A 23,510-nucleotide genomic window follows, 5' to 3' on the forward strand; every position below is an offset into this window, starting at 1 on the left:
GCGCCAGCCTCGGCTGCCGATTCGCTTTATTGACGCCGCCAAGTTGTTCCTTGCGCACCATCTTCCAGCACAATGCCTGCTTCTAACAGTTGCTGACGTATCGTGTCTGCCTGAGCGAAATCCCGCATCTTTCTCGCTGCCAACCGTTGTTGAATTAAACGCTCGATTTCTTCAGGGGTGAAGTGACTGTCTTCTGCCGAGAAAGGATGCTGCAAATAAGCTTGTGGATCTTGTTGCAACAACCCTAGCATACCGCCTAGCGCTTTTAGCAACACAGCATGTTGCAGACTTCTGGTTTTATTCAGTTCCCCAGCAAGATCAAACAGGACGGCAATCGCCTCGGGCGTATTAAAATCATCATCCATCGCGGATTTGAAGCGTGCGGCGTAAGGATCTCCCCAATTCACCTCGCTTGCAAAAGTATTGTGTTCCTTCAGCGCAATATAAAGCCGATCGAGGGCATTCTTGGCATCGTTCAAGTGTTCGTTCGAGTAATTAAGCGGGCTCCGGTAGTGTGCTCGCGTGATAAAAAAACGAACGACTTCCGGTTGATACTGCGTCAACACCTCACGTACGGTAAAGAAATTGCCCAACGATTTGGACATTTTCTCGTTGTCGACACGCACAAAACCATTGTGCATCCAATAATTAACGTAAGGGTGATCATGCGCGCCCTCGCTTTGTGCAATTTCGTTCTCATGATGGGGAAATTGCAGATCCTGGCCGCCGCCATGAATATCGAACTGCTCACCCAAATAGTGCTCACTCATTGCCGAGCATTCTATATGCCAACCTGGCCGACCTTTTCCCCATGGAGAATCCCAACTCGGTTCATCGGGTTTGGCAGCTTTCCATAACACAAAATCCAAGGGATCTTTTTTATTGAGATCGATTTCAACACGCTCGCCGGCACGTAAATCTTCGAGTGTTTTGCCCGAAAGTTTCCCATAATCAGGAAAGCGGTGAACGGCATAAAATACATCGCCATTTGCCGCAACGTAAGCAAGCTTCTTTTGTACGAGGATTTGTATCATGGCGATCATATCCTCGATACATTGGGTAGCGCGTGGTTCATGGGTCGGCTGATCCACACCCAGTTTTGCAGCATCTTCGTGCATGGCATCGATGAAACGCTGCGTCAAGATATCGATGGTTTCACCGTTCTCATAAGCTCTCTTGATAATCTTATCGTCAATATCAGTAATATTGCGTACATAGGTGACTTTATAGCCCATTACTTTCAGCCAACGCACCACAGTATCGAATACCACCAGAACGCGTGCATGGCCAAGGTGGCAGTAATCATAGACAGTCATCCCACACACGTACATCCTCACTTCGCCGGGAATGAGAGGAATGAAAGATTGCTTTTTTCGAGTCAGGGTATTGTAGATTTTAAGCATTACGGTGAATGAATAATTGTGAGAAAAATGATCTTCTTGGTAAAATTTTGGGGTGAACGACGCCTATAATTACATAGCTACCTTTTTATTATTATTTCCCAGGAAGTTTCAGTTTAAATTATTTCATTTAAATGGCTCCCTTGAACTTAACAAATAAACGCTCAGTAACCGCTTGCAACAAAAGCGTGGGATTGTAACATAAGGAGTCGGTTAGCTTTTCATACGACGCAATATCACTCATAACGGAAATTATCATGATTCGATTTTTCGCAGCTCTCATCGTTTTGATGACCAGCATGACACTTGTCGCTGCCCAACCCGCAGTCAAAATAAACACCAATCTTGGCGCCATCACAGTCGAACTGTATCCTGAGAAAGCACCCAAAACAGTAGAAAATTTCTTGGGTTACGTGAACGATGGCTTTTATAACGGCACCATTTTCCATCGTGTAATCGCAAACTTCATGATTCAAGGTGGCGGATTCGATCAAACACTTACTCAGAAGCCTACTAAACAACCCATCGAGAATGAAGCGGCCAATGGTTTGAGAAACGAAGTTGGTACCATCGCCATGGCCAGAACAAGTGACCCCCATTCTGCGACAGCACAGTTTTTTATCAATGTCGCCAATAACACATTTTTGAATCACACTGCACCGACGATACAAGGTTATGGCTATACGGTATTCGGCAAGGTGACCGAAGGCATGGAAGTGGTCAATAAAATTGCCACCACACCTACTGGTGCAAACGGCATTTTTGCGAGTGATGTTCCCAAAAATAGGGTAGTTATCGAATCCATCGAGCTGCTTTCCTCTCCCTGATCATTAACTAAGGAATGAATATATGATAAAGCTACACACTAATTACGGCACCATCACGATAGAGCTGGATAGCGACAAAGCACCCGTCACCGCCCAAAATTTTCTGGAATACGTGAATAGCGGTCATTATGACAACACCTTATTTCACCGCGTGATCGACGGATTTATGATCCAAGGGGGCGGTTTCGAACCTGGTATGAAGCAGAAAAAGACCCTTGCTCCGATCAAGAATGAAGCGGCCAATGGACTTAAAAACGATGCTTACACCATTGCCATGGCGCGAACATCGGATGTCGACTCAGCCACTTCACAGTTCTTCATCAATGTGAGTAATAATAGCTTTTTGAATTATAGTGCACCCACCCCGCAAGGTTTTGGCTACTGTGTTTTTGGCAAGGTCGTGGAAGGGAAGGATGTCGTCGATAAAATCAAGCAGGTCAAAACCGGAGATTATGCGGGTCACCAGAATGTGCCACTGGAAGATGTTGTCATTACTAAAGCCGAAAGCTGTTGAAATGGTGATACAAGGACATTACCTCTAAAAATTCATGCCTCGTCAACATTTTCTGTTCTTGTCGCGTCTTGTTTAAAACGCTGAATTTTTAGAGAGAGGTACTCATAAACTATAATCCCCGCGCAAGATCAGTTTTGAGATCGCGCGGGGATTCCAGACCCACTGCGATACGCAGCAAGCCATCGGTAATCCCAGCTGCATCGCGTGCTTCTTGACTGATGCGGCCATGAGTCGTCGTCGCTGGATGCGTCAACGTACTCTTGGCGTCGCCTAAATTAGCCGTGATCGAAATAAGTCGGGTGCTGTCGATGACACGCCACGCCGCTTCTTTTCCTCCCTTTACTTCGAAAGTAACGATCCCTCCGCCTGTCGCTTGCTGACGCTTTGCAAGCTCATACTGCGGGTGCGAAGGTAATCCTGGATAAAAAACACGGGTAACATTCGGCTGCTGTTCGAGCCAATGCGCAATGTCCAGCGCATGCGCAGAATGAGCCTCCATCCGGATTTTAAGCGTTTCCAGTCCTTTCAAAATAACCCAAGCATTAAAGGCACTCAATGTGGGGCCGGCTGTGCGTAGGAAACCAAAAATACCGCTTTCCATCAATACCTCGCGATTCCCCAACACGGCACCGCCTAGCACGCGCCCCTGACCATCCAAGTACTTGGTCGCCGAGTGAATCACAATATCGGCCCCTAATGCCAAGGGTTTTTGCAGGATAGGTGTACAAAAGCAGTTATCCACTACCAGCCAAGCATTCGCTTGTTTGGCCACAGTTGATAACGCAGCGATATCCGATATTTCCGTGAGAGGATTAGAAGGCGTTTCCAGAAATAACAGCTTCGTGTTAGCTTGAACAGCCGAACGCCAGGCTTCGACATCGGTCGCGGAAACAAAAGTCGTTTCAATCTTGAAACGGTTGAGGATATTGGAGAAGAGATTTACCGTAGCGCCAAATAAACTCCGCGAGGCGATAATGTGATCTCCTGCCGAGAGCAACCCCATCACGCACGCAAGGATGGCCGACATGCCGGAAGCCGTCGCAATGCAGGTTTCAGCGCCCTCCAATGCAGCGAGCCGCTCCTGCATCGCCGTAACAGTAGGGTTGGTAAATCGGGAATAGATATTGCCGGGTTCATCGCCAGAAAAACGGGCTGCCGCCTGAGCCGCGCTCTCGAACACAAAACTCGAAGTCAGGTACATCGCTTCGGAATGTTCATTGAATTGGCTACGATGGATTCCCGTATGAAGTGCTAATGTTTCTAGCTCTAAATCATCCGACATGCCGACATGCCTCCCGATTAAACTGCTTTATAGTTATTAGGTTATTCAAAAGATTATTCAAAACTGAGTATGCGATCTTATTTTAATCTGCCAATACCAATCCGAGATCGAGCTGCGTGCTATGTCGGCCTGAATGCGATACTTTTGTACCTGAATTGCGCTGAGACTCGATTCTAGCGAGATATTCCTGCGTCACGTCCTGGGTTATATAATGCCCATCAAAGCAAGAAGTCTCAAAATTCTTCACACGCGGATCAACCGACGAGATCGCATGCTTGAGCGACTCGATATCCTGGTAAACAAGCCCGTCTGCTCCAATCTCACGACATATCTCATCATCATCACGATCGGTCGCAATCAATTCCTGCCGTGTTGGCATATCGATTCCATATACATTCGGATAACGAACCGGTGGCGCTGCCGACGCAAAATATATTTTGTGCGCACCGGCTTCTTGCGCCATCTGCACGATTTCCCGGCTAGTCGTTCCCCTGACGATCGAGTCATCCACTAGCAATACATTTTTACCCCGAAACTCAACCCCGATTGCATTGAGCTTCTGACGTACCGATTTACGCCGATGCTGCTGCCCCGGCATAATGAAAGTTCTACCGATATAACGGTTCTTAACAAACCCCTCGCGAAAATTGATCCCTAGCGAATTGGCAAGCTGTAAAGCGCTTGGGCGGCTGGATTCAGGAATGGGAATAACGACATCTATATCGAGATGCCGCATGGTTTTTTTTATTTTATCTGCCAGACTGCTGCCCATATTGAGGCGCGTCTCATAGATGGAAATCCCATCCATAATGGAGTCGGGGCGAGCCAAATAAACATACTCGAAAATGCAGGGATTCAAAGTAGGATTGATTGCACACTGTTTATTATAGAAATGACCTTTATCATCGATAAAAATAGCTTCACCCGGTGCAACATCACGAATCAATTTAAATCCGAGTGTATCGAGCGCTACACTTTCCGAGGCCACCATATATTCTGTTCCATGCTCGGTTTCTGCTGCCCCAAAAACCAAAGGGCGAATACCGTAAGGATCACGAAAGGCCAACAAACCATAACCAGCGATCATGGCAATGATCGCGTAAGCGCCCCGGCAACGACGGTGCACGCCAGATACTGCCGCAAATATTGTTTCAGGATCCAGTTGATAACTGGTAGTACACTCCTGCAGCTCGTGCGCCAATACATTCAACAGCACCTCCGAGTCGGAGTGTGTATTGACATGCCGCCGATCAGATCGAAACAACGCTTTGCTGAGTTCGTCTGCATTGGTCAAATTACCGTTATGTCCCAATACGATACCAAAAGGAGAATTGACATAGAAAGGTTGCGCTTCAGCAGGCGATTCCGCAGAGCCAGCGGTCGGATAACGCGCATGACCGATCCCCATATTGCCCAACAATGCACGCATGTTACGGGTACGGAAAACGTCTCTGACCATTCCCAACCCTTTATGCATATGGAAGGTATTTTCCTGGGCCGTCACGATCCCTGCAGCATCTTGCCCGCGATGCTGCAACATTAACAACCCGTCGTAAAGTAACTGATTTGCTGGTGACTGGGCAACGACACCGAGAATCCCGCACATAATCAACCCCGAATTAAATTGAAGTTACAGAGAAAACAAGCAGACTCTTCCATTATGATTTTGATAACGTTTCTAGCTATTCTACTGCCATTAGGTCAAGGGGTGAAAAGTTAATTAACCTGCCAAGACACTGCCAATTATCGGCTGTTAAAGCCAATATGCTTTTTAAGATCGGGCGGCAACCAATCGATGACTTGTACTGCAGCTAACTCAAGTGGCTCACTCAACAAAGCCTGCTGCCAGAAAGGCTGCTGTGGCAATGCCGTAAAACCGGCAGCAACCACTATAAACAGAACCACCAATACACCGCGCGCAAACCCGAATACTGCGCCCAAGATCCGATCGATTAAGCCGAGGCCAACACTTCTGACCAATTTGGACAGCACCATTGAAATGATCATTGTCGCAACCAGTGCTGCAAAAAAAGTCATCACAAAGACAATGAGCATACGTACCGAGTCATCTTTGATCGTCTGTGGCAACAAAGGCTCAAAATTTGCGGCGTAATGGCTCGCCACAAAAAAAGCGATGACCCAACCAAGCAATGACACGATTTCCCGTACTACTCCGCGCGTAATGCTAAGTAAAACCGAAATCGAGACAATACCTAGAACAACGTAATCAAAAATGGTCATTAATGACAATTTAACCGTAAGAGGCCCAACAGCTTATATCATCGAGTTGTTACGACGCCGCTCAACCCCATTCTTTTTAACTTCTCGTAACCTTCTTCAGCTGCTTTCCGAGTTGGGAAAGGTCCCACGCGCACACGAACCATTTCATTACCGCCTACCTTGATCGTCTCTATGTAGGCATCTACACCACTTGCTGCGAGATTTTGCTGTTGCTGTCTCGCTTTGGTAGGATCAGCGAATGCGCCTAACTGGATGACGAACGCCCCTTCGGCTTTTGGCAATTCGATTTTTGCCGGTTCTGTTTTTGATGATTCTGTTTTAGCAACATGCACTGGCTTGCTGTATTGAGGCTTGGTAGCAGGAATAGGAACGCGTGGTGTGCCATATAACTCGGCTGTATCATCATCGGTCTGCGAGAATTCCGGCACGCTGAAAGGCACCGGCGCTTCCGCACCTCCACTCGCATTGATATCGTCATCAAATGGCTCACTTGGCATCATCCAGGGAGAAGCTTCGCTTACGGAATCTTCGGAGGGAATCAGGATATCAATTTCTTGTTGTTCTTGTTTTGGTTCGCTGTCAAGTATCATCGGTAAAAATACAACCGACAAAATAACCAATGTCACAGCTCCTACTAAGCGTCTCCGAGCGCGCTTTCTGAGTAATGCTTCTTCTTCACTTATATTTCTGACCATTGAAAAGTTACCTTTTGATCATTGATGGCTCAAAGATTGTAAAAACAAAGTGTTCACAACATCCAAGCATTTCTATAAAACCGCCAACACAGCACCAACCGTATAAAACGAGCCGAACACGCATATTCTATCATTTTCGCCCGCACGTTCGCGTGCATATCTGTAAGCGGCTACTGCATCTGGAAAAGAGTGAATCGTACCCTCTTTGGCTATTCCACTATGAATGAATGTCTGGACGATTTCAGCGGCAGAAGCACCACGCCCCGTATGCGTACTTGCCACCAGCCATTCATCGATATGCTCGCTCATCGCTTGCCCGACAGCAACAATGTCTTTGTCCTTTAACATCCCAATGACCGCATAAGTATACTGATGAACACCCAATGCGCCAAGATTATCAGCCAATACATGAGCGGCCGCTGGATTATGCGCGACATCCAGAATCGTAACAGGCCTGCCAGCCAAAACTTGGAATCTTCCTGGCAAGGATACTTCCAGCAACCCTCGCCGCACATCATTGCTCGTCACTGGCAACCGCTCTCTCAACGTATCCAAAGCGGCCAAGCAGATGCTGGCATTATTTAATTGATAGTCGCCACGCAAAGCAGGATGCGGTAATGAGTAATACTGCCCCTTCAATCCTTTGCAACTCCACTGCAGCCTATCGGCCGTATAATCAAAATGAATACCAATATGGAAAAATTTTGCTCCAATGATTTCTATCTGCTCGCGTACTCTCTCCGGCAAGTCCCGTTCCCCGCAGACCGCAAATTGATCCTTCCTAAATATGCCTATTTTTTCGAGACCGATTGCTTCCCTGGTCTCTCCCAGGTAATCCATATGATCCAGATCGATACTGGTCAGAATAGCGCAATCGGCATCAAACACATTGACGGCATCCAAACGTCCGCCTAATCCGACTTCCAAAATCGCAACATCCACGCTGGCTTCAATGAACAATTGCATCGCTGCGAGTGTGCCAAACTCGAAATAAGTCAAAGAGGTGCCACAGTGAACACGAGCTGATTCAATCGCTGCAAATGCCTTGCAAAGCGCCTCGTCCGTTACTTCTTCTCGTTCAATACGCACGCGTTCATTGTATCTAAGCAAATGGGGTGAGGTATAACACCCTGTCCGATAGCCCGCGCAACTGAGTATCGATTCGAGCATAGCGCAGGTCGACCCTTTTCCATTAGTGCCCCCTACAATAATCAGAGGAAATGTAGGAATAAGCCCAGCCGCCTCGCTGATTTCCCGTACCCGGGTCAACGCCATATCGATCGCTTTGGGATGCAGACACTCAAGATATCGCAACCAATCGTCCAATGAAATTGGATTTACGGTATTTTCCACTATGAGCATTTATTTAGTTGATCGGTACTCATCGATAACCATACATCAAGCACACACGACCAACGGTCTCTTATCAATCGCCTTCTACGCCCGCCTCACGTATCGGTGCCGCTGCTTGCTGCGCAACGGGTGCCACCATTCGCATCAGCAATGTACATAAATTGGCTAATTTGTCACGCATCTCTCTGCGATCCACAATCATATCGATTGCGCCATGTTCTAACAAAAACTCGGCTCTTTGGAAACCATCAGGGAGCGTCTGACGCACTGTCTGCTCTATGACGCGCGGACCTGCAAAACCGATCAGGGCACCTGGTTCAGCAATCACGATGTCTCCAATAAAAGCAAAGCTCGCAGACACCCCTCCCATCGTCGGATCAGTCAGTACCGAGATAAAAGGCAGCTTCTCCTTGCTCATTTGAGTCAACGCAGCCGATGTTTTTGCCATCTGCATCAGCGAAAACAACCCTTCTTGCATGCGGGCGCCCCCGCTTGCTGTGATGCAGATAAATGGGAGATGCCGCTCAATGCAGACCTGAACAGCGCGAATAAAGCGCTCGCCGACGACCGACCCCATCGATCCCCCCATAAAACCAAACTCAAAGGCAGCCACAACAACCGGAACTGTTTTGATGCTCCCCTGCATAACCACTAAAGCATCTTCCTCATTGGTACTTTCATGCGCTTGCGCCAATCGGTCTGTGTAGCGTTTACTGTCTTTGAATTTCAACGGATCTTGCGGTGTAACTTGCTCGCCAATTTCATGACGCCCATCTGGGTCGAGCAATAGATCGATTCGTTTTCTAGCAGAAATACGGTTGTGATGACTACATTTGGGGCAAACCTCTAAATTCTTGACCAAATCTGTGTAATACAGCACCGCTTCACAAGAAGCACATTTGCTCCATAGCCCCCCGGGTACCGCTTTCTTCTCGCCATTTTCTTTACGTTTGATTTTAGGCGGAATAATGCGCTGAAACCAACTCATTGTCGCTAACACTCCCCCACTAAGAGAGAGGAACGGCTGCTTGATCAATCGCAGCGCGCAAAGATTTTACCAAGCTATTCACATTGCTTAGTAAAATATCCGAGGGAGCATTCTCGATTTCCTCGATAATCCGGCTTCCGACCACTACGGCATCAGCCAAACCCGCTACCGCTTTCGCAGTAGCACCATCACGTATCCCAAATCCGACGCCGATAGGCACAGAAATAATGGCGCGCACCTCTGCTAGTTTCTTGCGCACGTCGGTCAAATCGAGATGTGACGCGCCCGTGACACCCTTTAGGGAGACATAGTAAACATACCCTTTGGCTAATTTAGCCACTTTCTCGACCCGTGCCTTGGGGGTAGTAGGTGACAATAAAAAGATCGGATCGATCGACTGATGTTCCAACTGATTGACCCATTCCTCGCATTCTTCAGGCGGATAATCAACTATTAACACCCCATCGACACCCGACTCTCTTGCCGCCATCGCAAAACCCTGATAACCCATCGCCTCGATCGGATTAGCATAACCCATCAATACGACCGGCGTGGTTTGATCGGCTTTTCTGAATTCAGCAACCATGGCTAATACATCCTTTAGGCCCACCCCATGCTGCAACGCTCTCTCGGAAGAGCGCTGAATAGTCGGCCCATCTGCCATCGGATCTGAAAAAGGCACGCCGAGTTCAATAATATCTGCCCCTGCTTGCACCAACTCGTGCATTAAACGCACAGTCATTGCAGGCTCTGGATCACCTGCGGTAATAAAAGGAATGAGCGCTTTTTTATTCTGAGCACCCAGGGAAGAGAAAGTCGATGCGATACGATTCATCTTTAAAAGGCGTTAAATGAGTGTAAAACCCGAATTGTTGGAAAGTTTAGAAACGAAAATTGTTTGATGAATCTTCACACAAGAAGCATTCATTTAGAGATCTATCCCAGACTGTTGAGCAACGGTCACCATATCTTTATCACCTCTGCCTGACAGATTAACCAACAACAATTTGTCTTTCCCCAGTGTCGGTGCGAGCTTCGCGGCATAAGCCAACGCATGACTCGATTCAAGGGCGGGAATAATACCCTCAAAACGGCAAAGCGCATGAAACGCAGACAACGCTTCTTCATCCGTTACAGCGACGTATTCCGCACGACCACTATCTTTGAGCCATGCATGCTCGGGGCCGACGCCCGGATAGTCCAATCCAGCAGAAATGGAATGTGTTTCGATGATTTGACCATTGTCATCTTGAATCAAATAAGTACGATTGCCATGCAATACGCCTGGCCTACCGGTCACTAAGGTTGCAGCATGCTGATTGGTATCCACGCCTTTACCCGCTGCCTCCACGCCTATCATACGAATTTCATCATTATCGATATAAGGATAAAACAAGCCAATCGCATTCGATCCCCCTCCTACGCAGGCAATGAGCGCATCGGGCTGTCGACCGTATTCCTCTGTCATTTGTATTTTGGCTTCTCTTCCAATTACAGCCTGAAAATCCCGTACCATCATCGGATAAGGATGCGGGCCTGCCACGGTTCCAATAATGTAATAGGTATTTTCGACGTTGGTCACCCAATCTCGCATTGCTTCATTTAATGCATCCTTGAGCGTACGCGAGCCGGATTCGACCGGTATAACGGTTGCGCCCAGCAATTTCATGCGATAAACATTGGTTGCTTGCCGTTTTACATCCTCTGAACCCATATAAACGATGCACTCCATACCGTAACGGGCAGCAACCGTTGCGCTGGCCACGCCATGTTGCCCCGCTCCCGTTTCAGCGATCACGCGCGTTTTACCCATGCGTTTCGCAAGTAATGCTTGTCCTACGGTATTGTTGATCTTATGGGCCCCCGTATGATTCAGGTCCTCCCGCTTGAGCAGAATCTGCGCGCCACCGAGATGAGCCGACCAACGTTTGGCATGATATATTGGCGTGGGGCGACCGACATAGTGTCTGAGCTCATGTGAAAATTCTGCCTGAAAATCGACATCATCCCGAAAATGCTGATACTGAGCGAGCAATTCTTCTAGCGCTGCGATCAGAGTTTCTGCTACAAACGTCCCACCATAGGGTCCAAAATGACCCCGCTTGTCTGGAAGATCATAAATCTTCACAATTTTTGACTCCTTGCATGAAAGCAGAAATTTTATTGACGTCCTTAATACCCTTAGCGATCTCAACGCCGCTGGATACATCCACCGCCCATGGCCTTACCTGCTTGATCGCAGGCATGACATTGTCAGGATTGAGCCCTCCCGAAAGAACAAGCGGCAAAGGAAAATCTGTTGGGATCAGGCCCCAGTCAAACACTTGGCCCGTTCCACCTGGCATACCCGCCGTATAGGTATCTAATAACAACCCTTTGGCGTTTTGGTAAAGCTTCACATATTGTAACAAATCCACCCCTTCCCGCACACGCAAAGCTTTAATATAAGGCAATCTAAATTGGCTGCAAAAATCGGGTAATTCTTCACCATGAAACTGCAACAAGCTCAAACCGGCTGTGACAGCCGTTTCCTCCACCCAATCTGGTGAGGGATCGACATAAACACCGACTGTGCTCACAAAGGGTGGCAATCTGGAGGCTATTTCACGTGCTTGGGCGGGCGCAACGGATCGAGCGCTTTGATCCCAAAATACGAACCCTATCGCGTCCGCACCATGCCGAGCTGCGGCAAGCGCATCCTCTACACGCGTAATTCCGCATACTTTCACTCGAACCCGCATGCGCCCCTATCCCCTTTTGTAATATATAAACGACACCGCATCAGCGCCGTTTGCAAAAACATATCAACAGTTTCGACCATCGCTATTTACAGTCTGATTGATCCATCCGGGACACCACCGGCAGTGGGGTTGAAAAAGAAAGCGATCGAGAATCAGGTAATTTCCATTTTTCATCGTATGTCACACCTGCAAGATATAAACCATGCGGAGAAAAGGTCGGTGCAGCTTGCGTCCGATCGCGGTTTTTCATCAATTCCCGCATCCAATCAGGCGAATATTTTTCTTGTCCAACATAGATTAGGCTACCCACTATGTTACGTACCATGTGATGCAAAAAACCGTTTGCCCGAAACTCGAAGAGAACAAGATGTCCTTGCTGCCTAACATCAACCATCGTCATAGTTCTAACTGGATTCTTTGCTTGGCACTCGGCGGTACGAAAAGCGCTGAAATCATGCTCTCCCAGCAACATATCCGCCGCCCGCTGCATTTTCTCAAGATCCAAGGGGCCATGAAACCAACCGACTCTACCCTGACAAAGCCCGGGACGAACCGGATGATTGAGCAAGCAATAAAGATAACGCCGCTCAATCGCACAATAACGGGCATGAAAAGTCTCATCAACTTCTGATGCCCAAAGCACCGCGATATCCTCTGGTAAAAACGCATTGACGCCACGTACCCAAGCACTCAATGGCCGTTGCGCAACGGTCTCGAAATGTACAACCTGATAGAGCGCATGAACACCCGCATCTGTCCGACCCGCGGCAATAACACGCGTTTCTATGCCAGCGATTTGAGAAACAGCAGCTTCCAATTCACTTTGGATAGAACGGCAAGCGGGCTGGTTTTGCCAACCGTGATAATGCTCTCCATTATATTCTAGAACGAGAACGATTTTCACATGCATACGACGTTAACGATGCTGAAATATTCTTGGCTCTGTTTAATAGGCGCACTCAACCCTTAACCTATTGTTACTTCAAGCTATCCAGCATTGATCGTGCAGTTGCCTGCTGTGATTCAGTCCCCTCCCGCAGGACCTCTTCCAGGATTTCCTGAGCACCTTCGATATCCTTCATTTCCAGATAAGCCTTGGCTAAATCAATTTTGACTGCGACCTCATCCCAAGGGATATCATTTTGGTTATCCGTCTGAGCGTTATCATCTTTGGCCTTTTCAGGTTCATCATCTAAATCCAGTTTTATCTCACTCAGATCGAACGTCAGGACATGTCGATCATCTTCCTGTTGCGAGGAAGTCACAGTTTCATCGTTCGATGGCGTCGTAGGGGATTCGGATGCGATCTCTCCAGGAAAATCCAGCTCAAAGGGTATTCCCGCATCATCAGGGGAAGTATCGGTCTTCCGAGGCGAGTCTTCCTTTTCATCTTGCTCAGGCGCTGAACTTAAAGTGAACTCAAGATCAGGCACCGCCGCCGCCTTCTCACGTCCCTGTTCTGACGCATCCGGTACAATTTCCTGGTCTTTCAGTTCAGCCGCACCATGGTGAGGGCTATCTTTGATATCGAATTGAATATCATGAACTTGTTCAGCCAAATTCTCGGTTGGTGTCTCACTCGATGTTTCGACAGGCGACTCTTTCGGGGAAGACGGCGCAATGCCTGCTTGATGGCTTGCCAAATCCTTGCCTTGATCGACCACCACGTTTTCAGTCATATTCTTTCCGAAAAAGAACCCAGCGGCTGATTCGGATAACCCGCCTTCCCGCTTTTCAATATTGAATTTGGCTTCTTCAGAAAATTCAACGAACGATTCTTTGTCATTATGCTGCCGATCACTCAAAACTGCCGGTACTGTCTCTGCTGCTGTCATCGAAGTCGCCGCCGTAGCGTGTGTGGTCTTGCTATTACCCTCCGGCTCCTCATCAACATAATCAAAGAGATGATCCATCTCATCCTTTTGATTTCTTCTCCGGCGCAGAATAGAAATACCCAGCCAACCTGTGAGCAGTGCGGCAAGCACTCCACCCGTCACTTCCAAGTTTTCTGCAACAAAATCTATAATTTGATCTAATAAAGCCATTTCGACTGCACTAGTAGACTCGAACTCGGGCAGTCCAACTTGGTCTGCAGCTTCCATGACTTCAGATTGTGCAGCCACGGTTGTTTCAGCATGCTCAGCATCCGTCTTTTCATTCACTTCTTCAGGCATTATTGCGTCAGTCATTACACCATCATCTGGCACAAGGTGTTCTTCTGAGGATGGTGATGACTCTGCTTGGGGGGATAACTGCTCTGCCCTTGCCTGAATTTCTGCCATACCCGTTCCCTTAATTTCGATCAGGCGTTGCAATCGTTCGATATTTTGCTCCAGCAAAGTTATGCGCTCATTGGCTTCTTGGAGTGCACGTTCTTTTGCAATGGCATCTTCTTCCATCATGCGCAAATAATCTTGGGTAGCACTGTTTTTACCACCAACAAATTCGCCATTATCTTGGAAGCTCGAGGGAGACTGTCCCTTTGACAAAATCAATACTTCCTCGGAGGGCGCGTTCTTGGATAAAGGACTGTCCTCTTCAATCGTTGTCGATATTTTCCCCTCTGCCGACTGCTTCAGGTCGGCTCTCACTGAAGTATTCGTTGAAGTGCTCGTTGCAGCTTCTGCTATTCTTTGCCGATAAGCATGCCAATTAGCGGTTTGGGCCTTAATTTCCTGGCTTGCTTCTCTCTGGCTAACCGATGCAATCTCGCTCTGCTGGGGAATCCGCAGAATGGATCCCACTTTGAGCAAATTCATATTATTTTCAAAGAAAGCATCACGATTAGCCTGATACAACGCAACCAACATTTGGTTTAAGTCAATCCCTTCTGGCGCAACTTGTTTTGCGATTTTAGTCAGTGTCTCTCCTCGTTCAACAGGGCCATAGGTAGCCGGCCCCGGTTTATAAGACGCTTCTTTGCTATTAATCGCTGTCTTTTGGCTATTGCGCTCATGCGGCTGAATCGTTTCAGTGGCGCTAGAAGTGGCTTGCAGCGAGCTACTTGCACGCTGCACAACTGGAACTACAGGCTCATTGAGCTCGGTTTCTGCTGGATCCAGTAACACCGTATATTCACGCAGCAGGCGTCCCGAAGAAGATCCGCTCAGCTCTACCAGCAGGTTGATGAATGGCTCATTGATCGATTGTGTAGAAGCAACGTGTATATAGGGTTGACCATTGACACGCTTCTCAATTGAAACACGCAATGAGGCATGATAAGGGGCATAGATCATGCCGGCTTGATTAAATGCCTCGGGCGAAGCCACACGTGCCGCTAAGGAGGGCAGTTCACCTTCATCAACTGAAACCAGCTCGATTTCCGCTTTGAAGGGTTGTCCCAGCGATGAACCCAAGGTCAACTTGCCTAATCCGGCCGCATTTACTAGCCAAGGCATCAAGCATAAAATCATTACCCAGCCGACTTTCAAACAAATCTTGCTCACAGGGATATCCTCACATTTCTTAGCATTAAATACGTGCCAGCACGGGTCATATTGGCGAAAGAAATACCTTGTACCTTAGGTTGATCACGGTAATTGAGAAAGCCTAGGTGATTGGAGCAAAACGCGCCAAAATAAAAAATGTGCTATTTCTCCTCTTGCTGCACAATGGATAAAACCGTTAATGCTCGATCAGTATTCGTAGCATTCTGCGCAGTGGCTCTGCCGCCCCCCACAAAAGCTGATCGCCCACCGTAAAAGCGGAGAGATATTCTCCTCCCATATTCAGCTTGCGCAATCTCCCAACGTGGACGTCTAATTTACCGTTAACGGCAACTGGCGTCAGTTCTTTTGTAGTCATTTCGCGTTCATTTGGAATGACCCGCACCCAATCATTGGACTGAGCGATCACATCTTCAATTTCATCCAACGGAATATCCTGCTTAAGCTTGATCGTCAAAGCTTGACTATGGCAGCGCATTGCACCGACACGCACGCAAATGCCATCGACGGGCACAGGCGTATCCGCTCGCCCCAGGATCTTATTCGTCTCAGCTTGGCCTTTCCACTCTTCACGGCTCTGCCCATGCTCAACTTCTTTATCTATCCATGGAATCAGGCTGCCAGCCAATGGCACGCCAAAGTGCTCGGCAGGAAAATTCTTATCACGCAGCTTCTCAGCCACTTCCCGATCGATATCTAGAATACTTGAGGCCGGATCATTGAGCAGATCCTCGGCCACGCGATGCGTTTCTCCCATCTGCTGGAGCAATTCGCGCATGTTTTGCGCCCCCGCACCGGAAGCAGCCTGATAAGTCATCGCGCTCATCCAATCTACCATGTTCTTATCGAACAACCCACCCACTGCCATCAGCATCAAGCTGACCGTGCAGTTACCGCCAATGTAATTCTTGACACCCTCATGCATGGCTTGTTTGATAACAGGCATATTGATGGGATCCAGTATGATGACAGCATCATCTCTCATTCTAAGCGCAGATGCAGCATCGATCCAATACCCTTTCCAGCCAGATTCTCGCAACTTACCAAAAATCTCGTTGGTATAATCGCCTCCTTGACAAGAAAGGATAATATTCATCTGCTTTAGTTTCGCAATATCGTATGCATCTTGAAGAGGCGAAACACCTTTGCCGACATCCGGCCCGTCTCCCCCCTTCTGAGATGTCGTGAAAAATACGGGCTCTATCAATGAAAAATCATCTTCCTCACGCATTCGTTGCATGAGTACAGAACCTACCATTCCGCGCCAACCCACAAAGCCCACTTGTTTCATTTAGTTTTCTATAACCTTTTACGCTGAAAAATATTGATGATTGAATCTCTTGCAATCTTGTAATTTGGGGAATTCAATGCCGATCACAATGCCGATCAATAAAGCAAGCGACTCTTCTCAAAACGAGGATGCTTGCCCCCACTGGTCGATGCCGATTTACAAGCTCGCCAACACGGCCTCCCCCATCTCTGCCGTCCCCACCTTTTGCGTACCCGGCTCAAAAATATCATGGGTACGGTACCCTTGCGCCAATACCTTACCAACTGCACCTTCTATACGCAAAGCCGCTTCTTCCTGGGCAAACGTGTAGCGCAACATCATCGCTACTGAGAGGATCGTTGCGAGCGGATTCGCGATATTTTTCCCTGCAATATCGGGTGCGGATCCGTGAATGGGCTCATATAGCCCCTTATTTTGATCATCGAGCGATGCGGAAGGTAACATACCGATTGAACCTGTCAGCATTGAAGCTTCATCGGACAAGATATCACCAAACATGTTCCCCGTGACGATCACATCAAACTGCTTGGGATCGCGTACTAATTGCATGGCGGCATTATCCACCAACATATGTGACAAACTGACATCCGGATACGCCGCTGCGGTCTCCGAAACTACATCGCGCCACAGCTGTGTACACTCCAACACATTCATTTTATCCACCGAACACAACCGACCTTTGCGTTTCCGCGCAGCTTGAAAAGCAACGTGCGCAATTCGGCGTATTTCCATCTCCGAGTAAATCATCGTATTGAATCCAACGCGCTGCCCATCGCGTTGCTCGATCCCGCGCGGCTGACCGAAATAGATATCACCGGTCAGCTCGCGTACGATCAAAATGTCCAGCCCCGAAACAATCTCTGGTTTTAAGCTCGAGGCGCTCGCCAATTCAGGGTATAAGATTGCAGGCCGCAGGTTAGCAAACAGATTCAATGCCTTGCGGATAGCCAGCAACCCCTGCTCAGGACGCTTCTCGCGAGGCAGACTATCGTAGCGCGGACCACCGACCGCACCCAACAGCACGGCATCGGCTTGCGCAACAAGTTGACGAGTCACCTCCGGGAAGGGCTCCCCGGTTGCGTCCACGGCACAACCTCCAAGCAGACCGGGCTCCAGCTCGAATTTCAATCCATCGGATTTAAGCGCCAATAGTATGCGTTCCGCTTGGGCAATAATTTCCGGACCAATGCCATCCCCTGCCAAAACAGCTATTTTCATATTTTGTTTACACCGGTAAATTGATATCAGGCAAATAACCAGGGCTGCGTCTCTCGTCGCTTTTCCTCAAACTGCCTGATTTTATCAGCATGTTGTAAAGTCAAGCCGATCTCATCCAACCCATTGATCAGACAATACTTCCTGAACGGATCAATCTCAAAACCATAGCTTTCATTGCTCGGCGTGGTAACTGTTTGAGCTGCCAAATCCACAGTCAAACGATATCCGCTGGTCGCCATGACTTCTTCAATGAGCTTATCCACGACTTTTCCATCCAGAATGATCGGCAGCAAACCAATTTTAAAGCAGTTATTGAAAAAGATATCTGCGAAACTGGGCGCAATGATCACTTCAAAACCATAATCCTGCAACGCCCAGGGCGCATGTTCCCGGCTCGATCCGCATCCAAAATTATCGCGCGTTATTAAAATCTGCGCGCCTTGGTAACGAGGCTGATTTAAAATAAAGTCAGGGTTAATCTTACGCTGTGAAGCATCCATCCCTGGCTCGCCCCGATCCAGATACCGCCATTCATCGAATAGATTCTGACCAAACCCGGACCGTTTGATCGATTTCAGGAATTGTTTGGGAATGATGGCATCGGTATCCACGTTAGCGCGGTCGAGCGGAACCACCAATCCCTTGCAGTGCTCGAATTTTTTCATTGTCATATTTTACTGGGCAGATTTTTCGATCACTTCCCCACCTTTCTGGATATCCTTCCCAAACCCTTGCATGGTATGACAGCCGGACAGCAGCAGGACAATCATCAACACGCCAAATGTTACAGATAATTTTCTCATTTCCATCTCCTTGTCATTAAAAAATGATATCGACTGTCACTCATTCATCGCACGAACATCCACGAAGTGGCCAGCTACCGCTGCCGCTGCAGCCATGGCGGGGCTCACCAAATGCGTCCTTCCTCCAGGGCCTTGCCTGCCTTCGAAATTCCGATTGGAAGTAGAAGCGCATCGCTCACCCGGCATTAATCTATCGTCGTTCATTGCCAGGCACATCGAGCAGCCTGGCTCGCGCCATTCAAAACCAGCCTCACGAAAAATCTTATCGATTCCTTCTTGTTCCGCCTGTGATTTTACCAAGCCAGACCCCGGTACCACGAGCGCCAGCTTGATATTAGGAGCTATATGTTTGCCTTTCAAAACAGAAGCAGCCTCCCGCAAATCCTCGATGCGGGAATTCGTGCATGACCCTATGAAAATTTTATCGAGAAATATCTCGCTGATGGGTGTATTGGGTGTAAGCCCCATGTATTTCAATGCATTTTCAGTGTCGTGACGCTTGACCGGATCAGTTATCGAGGCAGGATCCGGCACCTTGCCTTCAATCGAAACCACCATCTCAGGGGAAGTCCCCCAAGTCACTTGTGGCTTGATTTGCGCAGCATCCAACTTCACAACCCGATCGAACACGGCTCCCTCATCACTCTTCAGAGTACGCCAATAAGAAACTGCCTGCTCCCACAGCTCACCCTTGGGCACGAAAGGACGTCCCTTGAGATATTCGATCGTCGTTTCATCCACTGCGATCATGCCTGCACGCGCTCCCGCTTCGATAGCCATATTGCAAAGCGTCATCCGGCCTTCCATGCTGAGCGCCCGAATGGCACTGCCGGCAAACTCTATCGCATAACCCGTACCACCCGCCGTACCAATCTCACCAATAATGGCCAGCGCAATATCTTTGGCTGTCACCCCGCGCCCCAGCTTACCCTCGACCAAAATTTGCATCGACTTAGCTTTTTTGGTTAGCAAGCACTGGGTTGCCAGCACATGTTCCACCTCAGAGGTACCAATGCCGAAGGCAAGGCAGGCAAAAGCGCCGTGAGTGCTGGTATGCGAATCGCCACATACCACCGTCATTCCCGGTAACGTCGCGCCTTGCTCTGGCCCGATGACGTGTACGATGCCCTGCCGCTGATCGTTCATTCTAAATTCGGTAATCCCCAGCTCCTCGCAATTTTGATCAAGCGTTTCCACTTGCAAACGTGAGGTGGGATCTTTGATACCGCTGCTCCGATCTGTCGTAGGAACATTGTGGTCGGCCACCGCCAAGATAGAGTTGATTCGCCAAGGTTTGCGCCCGGCTAATTTCAGCCCCTCGAATGCTTGAGGGCTCGTGACCTCATGCACGAGATGGCGATCGATATAGAGAATAACCATGCTGTCCGGCTTATCCGATTCCGCATGCACCACATGGCTTTCCCAAAGTTTGTCGTATAAAGTCTTCATATTGCAGTATTCCATTAGAATCCGGTCATTATCCCATAAAGCAGTATTCAGCAGTAGGCTGCGCGTTAATGATTCGATGAACGTAGCTATAAGGTTAATAGCAAGTTTCTTCAAGTCCCATGAGTGGTACAATTTTCTGATTCATCTTTCCCCGAATAACCAGGAAATAAAGGAATAGGCTATGTCCACCATCGAATCCGTGCTACACGAAACACGTATCTTTGCGCCTTCAACTAAATTCGTCGAACAAGCGAATCTAGCTGACATCGAAGCATACCGGGCGCTTTGCGCCGAAGCCGAGCGCGATTACCCCTCTTTTTGGAGCAAACTGGCGCAGCAGCATATTTTATGGCATAAGCCTTTTACACGCGTCCTGAATGATTCAGAACCGCCTTTCTTCAAATGGTTCGAAGACGGTGAACTCAATATTTCATATAACTGCCTGGACAGACATCTCGCCAATCAGCCTGACAAAATAGCGATTATTTTTGAAGCCGACAATGGCGATGTCAATCACTGTACCTACCGTGAGCTCTACCAGCGCGTCTGTCAGTTTGCCAATGGTCTAAAGGCGCTGGATATCAAAAAAGGGGATCGCATCATTATCTATATGCCGATGCGTATCGAAGCGGTGATCGCCATGCAAGCATGCGCCCGCATCGGCGCAATTCACTCGGTCGTATTCGGCGGATTCTCCGCCAAGAGTTTGCACGAGCGTATCGTCGATGCGGGGGCAGCCGCGGTGATCACCGCTGACGAGCAAACGCGCGGCGGCAAGAACCACCCGCTTAAAGCGACCGTCGACGAAGCCCTTAGCATGGGCGATACCGATTCTGTCAAATCGGTTGTCATATACAAACATACAGGCGTCGATATCGCATGGCAAAACAACCGCGATATCTGGTGGCATGACCTGATTCATGGCAAACAAGGTGAATGCGCGCCTGAATGGGTCAATGCCGAGCATCCCCTGTTTACGCTATACACTTCCGGCTCCACCGGCAAACCTAAAGGTGTGCAACACTCTTCTGCCGGCTACCTGTTAGGTACAATGATCAGCATGCAATGGGTGTTCGATTACAAGCCGACAGATATTTTTTGGTGTACCGCCGATGTCGGCTGGATTACGGGACACAGCTATGTCGCCTATGGTCCTCTGGCGATGGGCGCGACTCAGGTCATTTTCGAAGGCATCCCCACCTACCCTGATGCTGGCCGCTTCTGGAAAATCATACAACAGCACAAAGTCACAACATTCTATACCGCCCCGACCGCGATTCGCTCACTTATCAAATTAGGCGCAGATTTGCCACAACAATATGATCTCTCCTCGTTACGCCTTCTTGGTTCGGTGGGCGAACCGATCAATCCTGAAGCATGGATGTGGTATTACACCGTCGTCGGTCAATCCCGTTGCCCGATCGTCGACACTTGGTGGCAAACCGAAACGGGGTGTCATATGATCGCTCCCATTCCGGGGGCCATTCCACTCAAACCTGGTTCATGCACATTACCACTCCCCGGCATCAGCGCTGCGGTAGTGGATGAAGCCGGCCATGATGTGGAACTTGGCAAGGGGGGATTTCTGGTAATCAAACGCCCCTTCCCATCCCAGATTCGCACGTTATGGAAGGATCCGGCTCGCTTCAAAAAAACCTATTTCCCGGAGGATATCTGTGGCGGCCGCTATTATTTGGCGGGTGACTCAGCTCATCGTGATAAGGAGGGATATTTCTGGATCATGGGGCGCATTGACGATGTGCTGAATGTGTCCGGTCATCGTCTGGGAACGATGGAAATCGAATCGGCGCTGGTTGCCAATCCATTGGTTGCCGAGGCGGCCGTCGTCGGAAAACCGCACGAAATCAAAGGAGAGGCCGTGGTTGCCTTCGTAGTATTGAAAGGCCAGCGTCCCCATGGCGCACAAGCCTCCGAAATCGCTGGCACATTGCGGGAATGGGTTGCGCGCGAAATTGGACCGATTGCCAGACCAGAAGAAATCCGGTTTGGCGATAACTTGCCCAAAACACGGTCGGGTAAAATCATGCGGCGCTTGCTGCGATCTCTGGCAAAAGGAGAAGAAATCACCCAGGACACCTCCACACTTGAAAATCCGGCCATCCTCGAACAACTCAAACAACCTGTCAGTTGAATGAAAACAGTTTACCCATCAACTTGGCCACATACATGCTTTATCGAATAAACATATGAATTTGCCTCATTTTATCGACTACGGTTTTGGCATCAGCGCGATCGATGCACAATACCATCGCCCCGGTCGCGCAGCGATTCATTTGATCGCCGAAAATGGCGTTGCCGCTTTGGTTGACACAGGCACCCAGTTTTCTGTACCGGGTGTCATGCAAGTACTGAAAAGCAAGCAGATTGCTCCCGAAGCAGTCGCTTATGTACTGCTTACGCATATCCATTTGGATCATGCCGGCGGCGCGAGCGCCTTCATGGAACAGTTGCCTAACGCCAAACTGGTCGTGCATCCACGTGGCGCGAAATATATGGTCAACCCCACAAAACTGATCGCTGGCGTAAAAGCCGTCTATGGCGAAGCAGAATTCAAACGCCTTTATGGTGAAATTCATCCAATTGACGAACAACGGGTCATCGAAGCGCCTGATGAAACACGCATCGACCTGAATGGCAGAACGCTGTTATTGCTCGACACCCCAGGCCATGCGCGCCACCATTACTGCATTTTTGACGAACGAAGTCAGTCCTTTTTCACCGGAGATACCTTCGGTGTTTCGTATCGTGAACTCGATGTCAATGGGCTGGAATTCGTATTTCCGACGACGACACCCGTTCAATTCGATCCAGCCGCCGCCCACGCCTCTCTGCATCGCATCATGAGTTACCATCCACAGCATGCATTTTTGACTCACTACAGCCGCATCGGCCATCTCCCTCACCATGCAGCTCAAATGCATGATTTGATCGATGCTTTTGTCGGTATCGCGAACGAAGCAGCCAAAGAAACTTCAGACCGGCACGCCTATATTGTGCGGGCGATGAAATCACTTCTCTGCGAACGGCTTGCCGCCCACGGCTGCACATGGCAACCCGAAGCGATTCATGAGCTATTGCGCATCGATATCGAACTCAATGCCATGGGACTGGAAACATGGTTGAATCAGTCCGAGCAATCCAATAAAACGTAAGTACCAAAGAAAGTGATAGCTTATACTTTCGAAGTTATTTACAGTTACACGCAGCCGCACTTTTCCATATGAGAGAAGCATTGAAATGT

Annotated in this window: 21 protein-coding genes; 4 read left to right on the forward strand and 17 right to left on the reverse strand. The window is 48.7% G+C overall.

All coding sequences use genetic code 11. The annotated features are described in order from the left end of the window. Positions 1-26: 26 nt before the first annotated feature. Positions 27-1,403 (reverse strand): cysteine--tRNA ligase, encoded by a 1,377-nt coding sequence (gene cysS, locus C8R30_RS02850; RefSeq protein WP_107789502.1) that lies wholly within the window; start codon positions 1,401-1,403, stop codon positions 27-29. A gap of 254 nt (positions 1,404-1,657) precedes the next feature. Between cysS and C8R30_RS02855 the strand changes: the two genes are divergently transcribed. Then, positions 1,658-2,227 carry a peptidylprolyl isomerase gene (locus C8R30_RS02855; protein ID WP_090668367.1) on the forward strand — a complete coding sequence of 190 codons (570 nt, stop codon included), beginning with the start codon at positions 1,658-1,660 and terminating at the stop codon, positions 2,225-2,227. 22 nt (positions 2,228-2,249) lie between these two features. Then, entirely contained in the window at positions 2,250-2,741 is a 492-nt protein-coding gene (locus C8R30_RS02860; RefSeq protein ID WP_090668370.1) for a peptidylprolyl isomerase, read from the forward strand. Between the two features lie 109 nt (positions 2,742-2,850). Here the strand turns inward: C8R30_RS02860 and C8R30_RS02865 are convergent, their stop codons facing one another. The 16 genes from C8R30_RS02865 to leuC all read right to left on the reverse strand — a co-directional run bounded on the left by C8R30_RS02865 (position 2,851) and on the right by leuC (position 20,248). Then, positions 2,851-4,023 (reverse strand): O-succinylhomoserine sulfhydrylase, encoded by a 1,173-nt coding sequence (locus C8R30_RS02865; RefSeq protein WP_107789503.1) that lies wholly within the window; start codon positions 4,021-4,023, stop codon positions 2,851-2,853. An 82-nt stretch (positions 4,024-4,105) separates the two neighbouring features. Next, a complete protein-coding gene (gene purF, locus C8R30_RS02870) occupies positions 4,106-5,629 on the reverse strand; it encodes an amidophosphoribosyltransferase (RefSeq protein WP_090668375.1) in 1,524 nt (507 codons plus the stop codon). A gap of 137 nt (positions 5,630-5,766) precedes the next feature. Then, positions 5,767-6,264, reverse strand: coding sequence for a CvpA family protein (locus C8R30_RS02875; protein WP_107789504.1), 498 nt, complete (start codon positions 6,262-6,264; stop codon positions 5,767-5,769). Positions 6,265-6,302: 38 nt separating this feature from the next. Then, positions 6,303-6,959, reverse strand: coding sequence for an SPOR domain-containing protein (locus C8R30_RS02880; RefSeq protein ID WP_107789505.1), 657 nt, complete (start codon positions 6,957-6,959; stop codon positions 6,303-6,305). Positions 6,960-7,031: 72 nt separating this feature from the next. After that, complete coding sequence (folC, locus tag C8R30_RS02885; protein WP_107789506.1) at positions 7,032-8,321, reverse strand: bifunctional tetrahydrofolate synthase/dihydrofolate synthase; 1,290 nt, start codon at positions 8,319-8,321, stop codon at positions 7,032-7,034. A 64-nt stretch (positions 8,322-8,385) separates the two neighbouring features. Beyond that, positions 8,386-9,300 (reverse strand): acetyl-CoA carboxylase, carboxyltransferase subunit beta, encoded by a 915-nt coding sequence (gene accD / locus C8R30_RS02890; protein ID WP_107789507.1) that lies wholly within the window; start codon positions 9,298-9,300, stop codon positions 8,386-8,388. 19 nt (positions 9,301-9,319) lie between these two features. Beyond that, positions 9,320-10,135 carry a tryptophan synthase subunit alpha gene (gene trpA, locus C8R30_RS02895; protein ID WP_107789508.1) on the reverse strand — a complete coding sequence of 272 codons (816 nt, stop codon included), beginning with the start codon at positions 10,133-10,135 and terminating at the stop codon, positions 9,320-9,322. A 93-nt stretch (positions 10,136-10,228) separates the two neighbouring features. Then, entirely contained in the window at positions 10,229-11,428 is a 1,200-nt protein-coding gene (gene trpB / locus C8R30_RS02900) for a tryptophan synthase subunit beta (RefSeq protein ID WP_146162673.1), read from the reverse strand. Next, the gene (locus C8R30_RS02905) at positions 11,415-12,041 is read right to left on the reverse strand and encodes a phosphoribosylanthranilate isomerase (RefSeq protein ID WP_090668395.1); all 627 of its coding nucleotides are present in this window, start codon (positions 12,039-12,041) and stop codon (positions 11,415-11,417) included. Before C8R30_RS02905 ends, trpB begins: the two co-directional genes overlap by 14 nt. Positions 12,042-12,123: 82 nt before the next feature. Then, positions 12,124-12,945 carry a tRNA pseudouridine(38-40) synthase TruA gene (gene truA, locus C8R30_RS02910; protein WP_107789544.1) on the reverse strand — a complete coding sequence of 274 codons (822 nt, stop codon included), beginning with the start codon at positions 12,943-12,945 and terminating at the stop codon, positions 12,124-12,126. Between the two features lie 73 nt (positions 12,946-13,018). Then, positions 13,019-15,487, reverse strand: a complete 2,469-nt coding sequence (locus C8R30_RS02915) for a motility hub landmark protein FimV (protein ID WP_107784277.1) — start codon at positions 15,485-15,487, stop codon at positions 13,019-13,021. 178 nt (positions 15,488-15,665) lie between these two features. Further along, complete coding sequence (asd, locus tag C8R30_RS02920) at positions 15,666-16,778, reverse strand: aspartate-semialdehyde dehydrogenase (RefSeq protein WP_090668398.1); 1,113 nt, start codon at positions 16,776-16,778, stop codon at positions 15,666-15,668. Positions 16,779-16,934: 156 nt separating this feature from the next. Then, positions 16,935-17,996 (reverse strand): 3-isopropylmalate dehydrogenase, encoded by a 1,062-nt coding sequence (gene leuB, locus C8R30_RS02925; protein ID WP_107789510.1) that lies wholly within the window; start codon positions 17,994-17,996, stop codon positions 16,935-16,937. A 26-nt stretch (positions 17,997-18,022) separates the two neighbouring features. Then, positions 18,023-18,661, reverse strand: coding sequence for a 3-isopropylmalate dehydratase small subunit (leuD, locus tag C8R30_RS02930; RefSeq protein WP_090668404.1), 639 nt, complete (start codon positions 18,659-18,661; stop codon positions 18,023-18,025). A 9-nt stretch (positions 18,662-18,670) separates the two neighbouring features. Next, the gene (locus C8R30_RS02935; protein ID WP_107784275.1) at positions 18,671-18,799 is read right to left on the reverse strand and encodes an entericidin A/B family lipoprotein; all 129 of its coding nucleotides are present in this window, start codon (positions 18,797-18,799) and stop codon (positions 18,671-18,673) included. 36 nt (positions 18,800-18,835) lie between these two features. Next, positions 18,836-20,248, reverse strand: a complete 1,413-nt coding sequence (gene leuC / locus C8R30_RS02940) for a 3-isopropylmalate dehydratase large subunit (protein ID WP_090668410.1) — start codon at positions 20,246-20,248, stop codon at positions 18,836-18,838. A gap of 181 nt (positions 20,249-20,429) precedes the next feature. Between leuC and acs the strand changes: the two genes are divergently transcribed. After that, positions 20,430-22,400 carry an acetate--CoA ligase gene (gene acs / locus C8R30_RS02945; RefSeq protein WP_107789511.1) on the forward strand — a complete coding sequence of 657 codons (1,971 nt, stop codon included), beginning with the start codon at positions 20,430-20,432 and terminating at the stop codon, positions 22,398-22,400. A 55-nt stretch (positions 22,401-22,455) separates the two neighbouring features. Continuing rightward, positions 22,456-23,421, forward strand: a complete 966-nt coding sequence (locus C8R30_RS02950) for an MBL fold metallo-hydrolase (protein WP_107789512.1) — start codon at positions 22,456-22,458, stop codon at positions 23,419-23,421. The last annotated feature ends 89 nt before the right edge of the window (positions 23,422-23,510 follow it).

It is taken from the genome of Nitrosomonas nitrosa, from assembly GCF_003051105.1.
Lineage (GTDB): Bacteria > Pseudomonadota > Gammaproteobacteria > Burkholderiales > Nitrosomonadaceae > Nitrosomonas > Nitrosomonas nitrosa.

Excerpts from the sequence above, each read along its gene's own strand:
- cysS (WP_107789502.1), bottom strand. The coding sequence starts at position 1,403 with ATGCTTAAAATCTACAATACCCTGACTCGAAAAAAGCAATCTTTCATT.
- C8R30_RS02855 (WP_090668367.1), top strand. The coding sequence starts at position 1,658 with ATGATTCGATTTTTCGCAGCTCTCATCGTTTTGATGACCAGCATGACA.
- C8R30_RS02860 (WP_090668370.1), top strand. The coding sequence starts at position 2,250 with ATGATAAAGCTACACACTAATTACGGCACCATCACGATAGAGCTGGAT.
- C8R30_RS02865 (WP_107789503.1), bottom strand. The coding sequence starts at position 4,023 with ATGTCGGATGATTTAGAGCTAGAAACATTAGCACTTCATACGGGAATC.
- purF (WP_090668375.1), bottom strand. The coding sequence starts at position 5,629 with ATGTGCGGGATTCTCGGTGTCGTTGCCCAGTCACCAGCAAATCAGTTA.
- C8R30_RS02875 (WP_107789504.1), bottom strand. The coding sequence starts at position 6,264 with ATGACCATTTTTGATTACGTTGTTCTAGGTATTGTCTCGATTTCGGTT.
- C8R30_RS02880 (WP_107789505.1), bottom strand. The coding sequence starts at position 6,959 with ATGGTCAGAAATATAAGTGAAGAAGAAGCATTACTCAGAAAGCGCGCT.
- folC (WP_107789506.1), bottom strand. The coding sequence starts at position 8,321 with ATGCTCATAGTGGAAAATACCGTAAATCCAATTTCATTGGACGATTGG.
- accD (WP_107789507.1), bottom strand. The coding sequence starts at position 9,300 with ATGAGTTGGTTTCAGCGCATTATTCCGCCTAAAATCAAACGTAAAGAA.
- trpA (WP_107789508.1), bottom strand. The coding sequence starts at position 10,135 with ATGAATCGTATCGCATCGACTTTCTCTTCCCTGGGTGCTCAGAATAAA.
- C8R30_RS02905 (WP_090668395.1), bottom strand. The coding sequence starts at position 12,041 with ATGCGGGTTCGAGTGAAAGTATGCGGAATTACGCGTGTAGAGGATGCG.
- asd (WP_090668398.1), bottom strand. The coding sequence starts at position 16,778 with ATGAAACAAGTGGGCTTTGTGGGTTGGCGCGGAATGGTAGGTTCTGTA.
- leuB (WP_107789510.1), bottom strand. The coding sequence starts at position 17,996 with ATGAAAATAGCTGTTTTGGCAGGGGATGGCATTGGTCCGGAAATTATT.
- leuD (WP_090668404.1), bottom strand. The coding sequence starts at position 18,661 with ATGAAAAAATTCGAGCACTGCAAGGGATTGGTGGTTCCGCTCGACCGC.
- C8R30_RS02935 (WP_107784275.1), bottom strand. The coding sequence starts at position 18,799 with ATGAGAAAATTATCTGTAACATTTGGCGTGTTGATGATTGTCCTGCTG.
- leuC (WP_090668410.1), bottom strand. The coding sequence starts at position 20,248 with ATGAAGACTTTATACGACAAACTTTGGGAAAGCCATGTGGTGCATGCG.
- acs (WP_107789511.1), top strand. The coding sequence starts at position 20,430 with ATGTCCACCATCGAATCCGTGCTACACGAAACACGTATCTTTGCGCCT.
- C8R30_RS02950 (WP_107789512.1), top strand. The coding sequence starts at position 22,456 with ATGAATTTGCCTCATTTTATCGACTACGGTTTTGGCATCAGCGCGATC.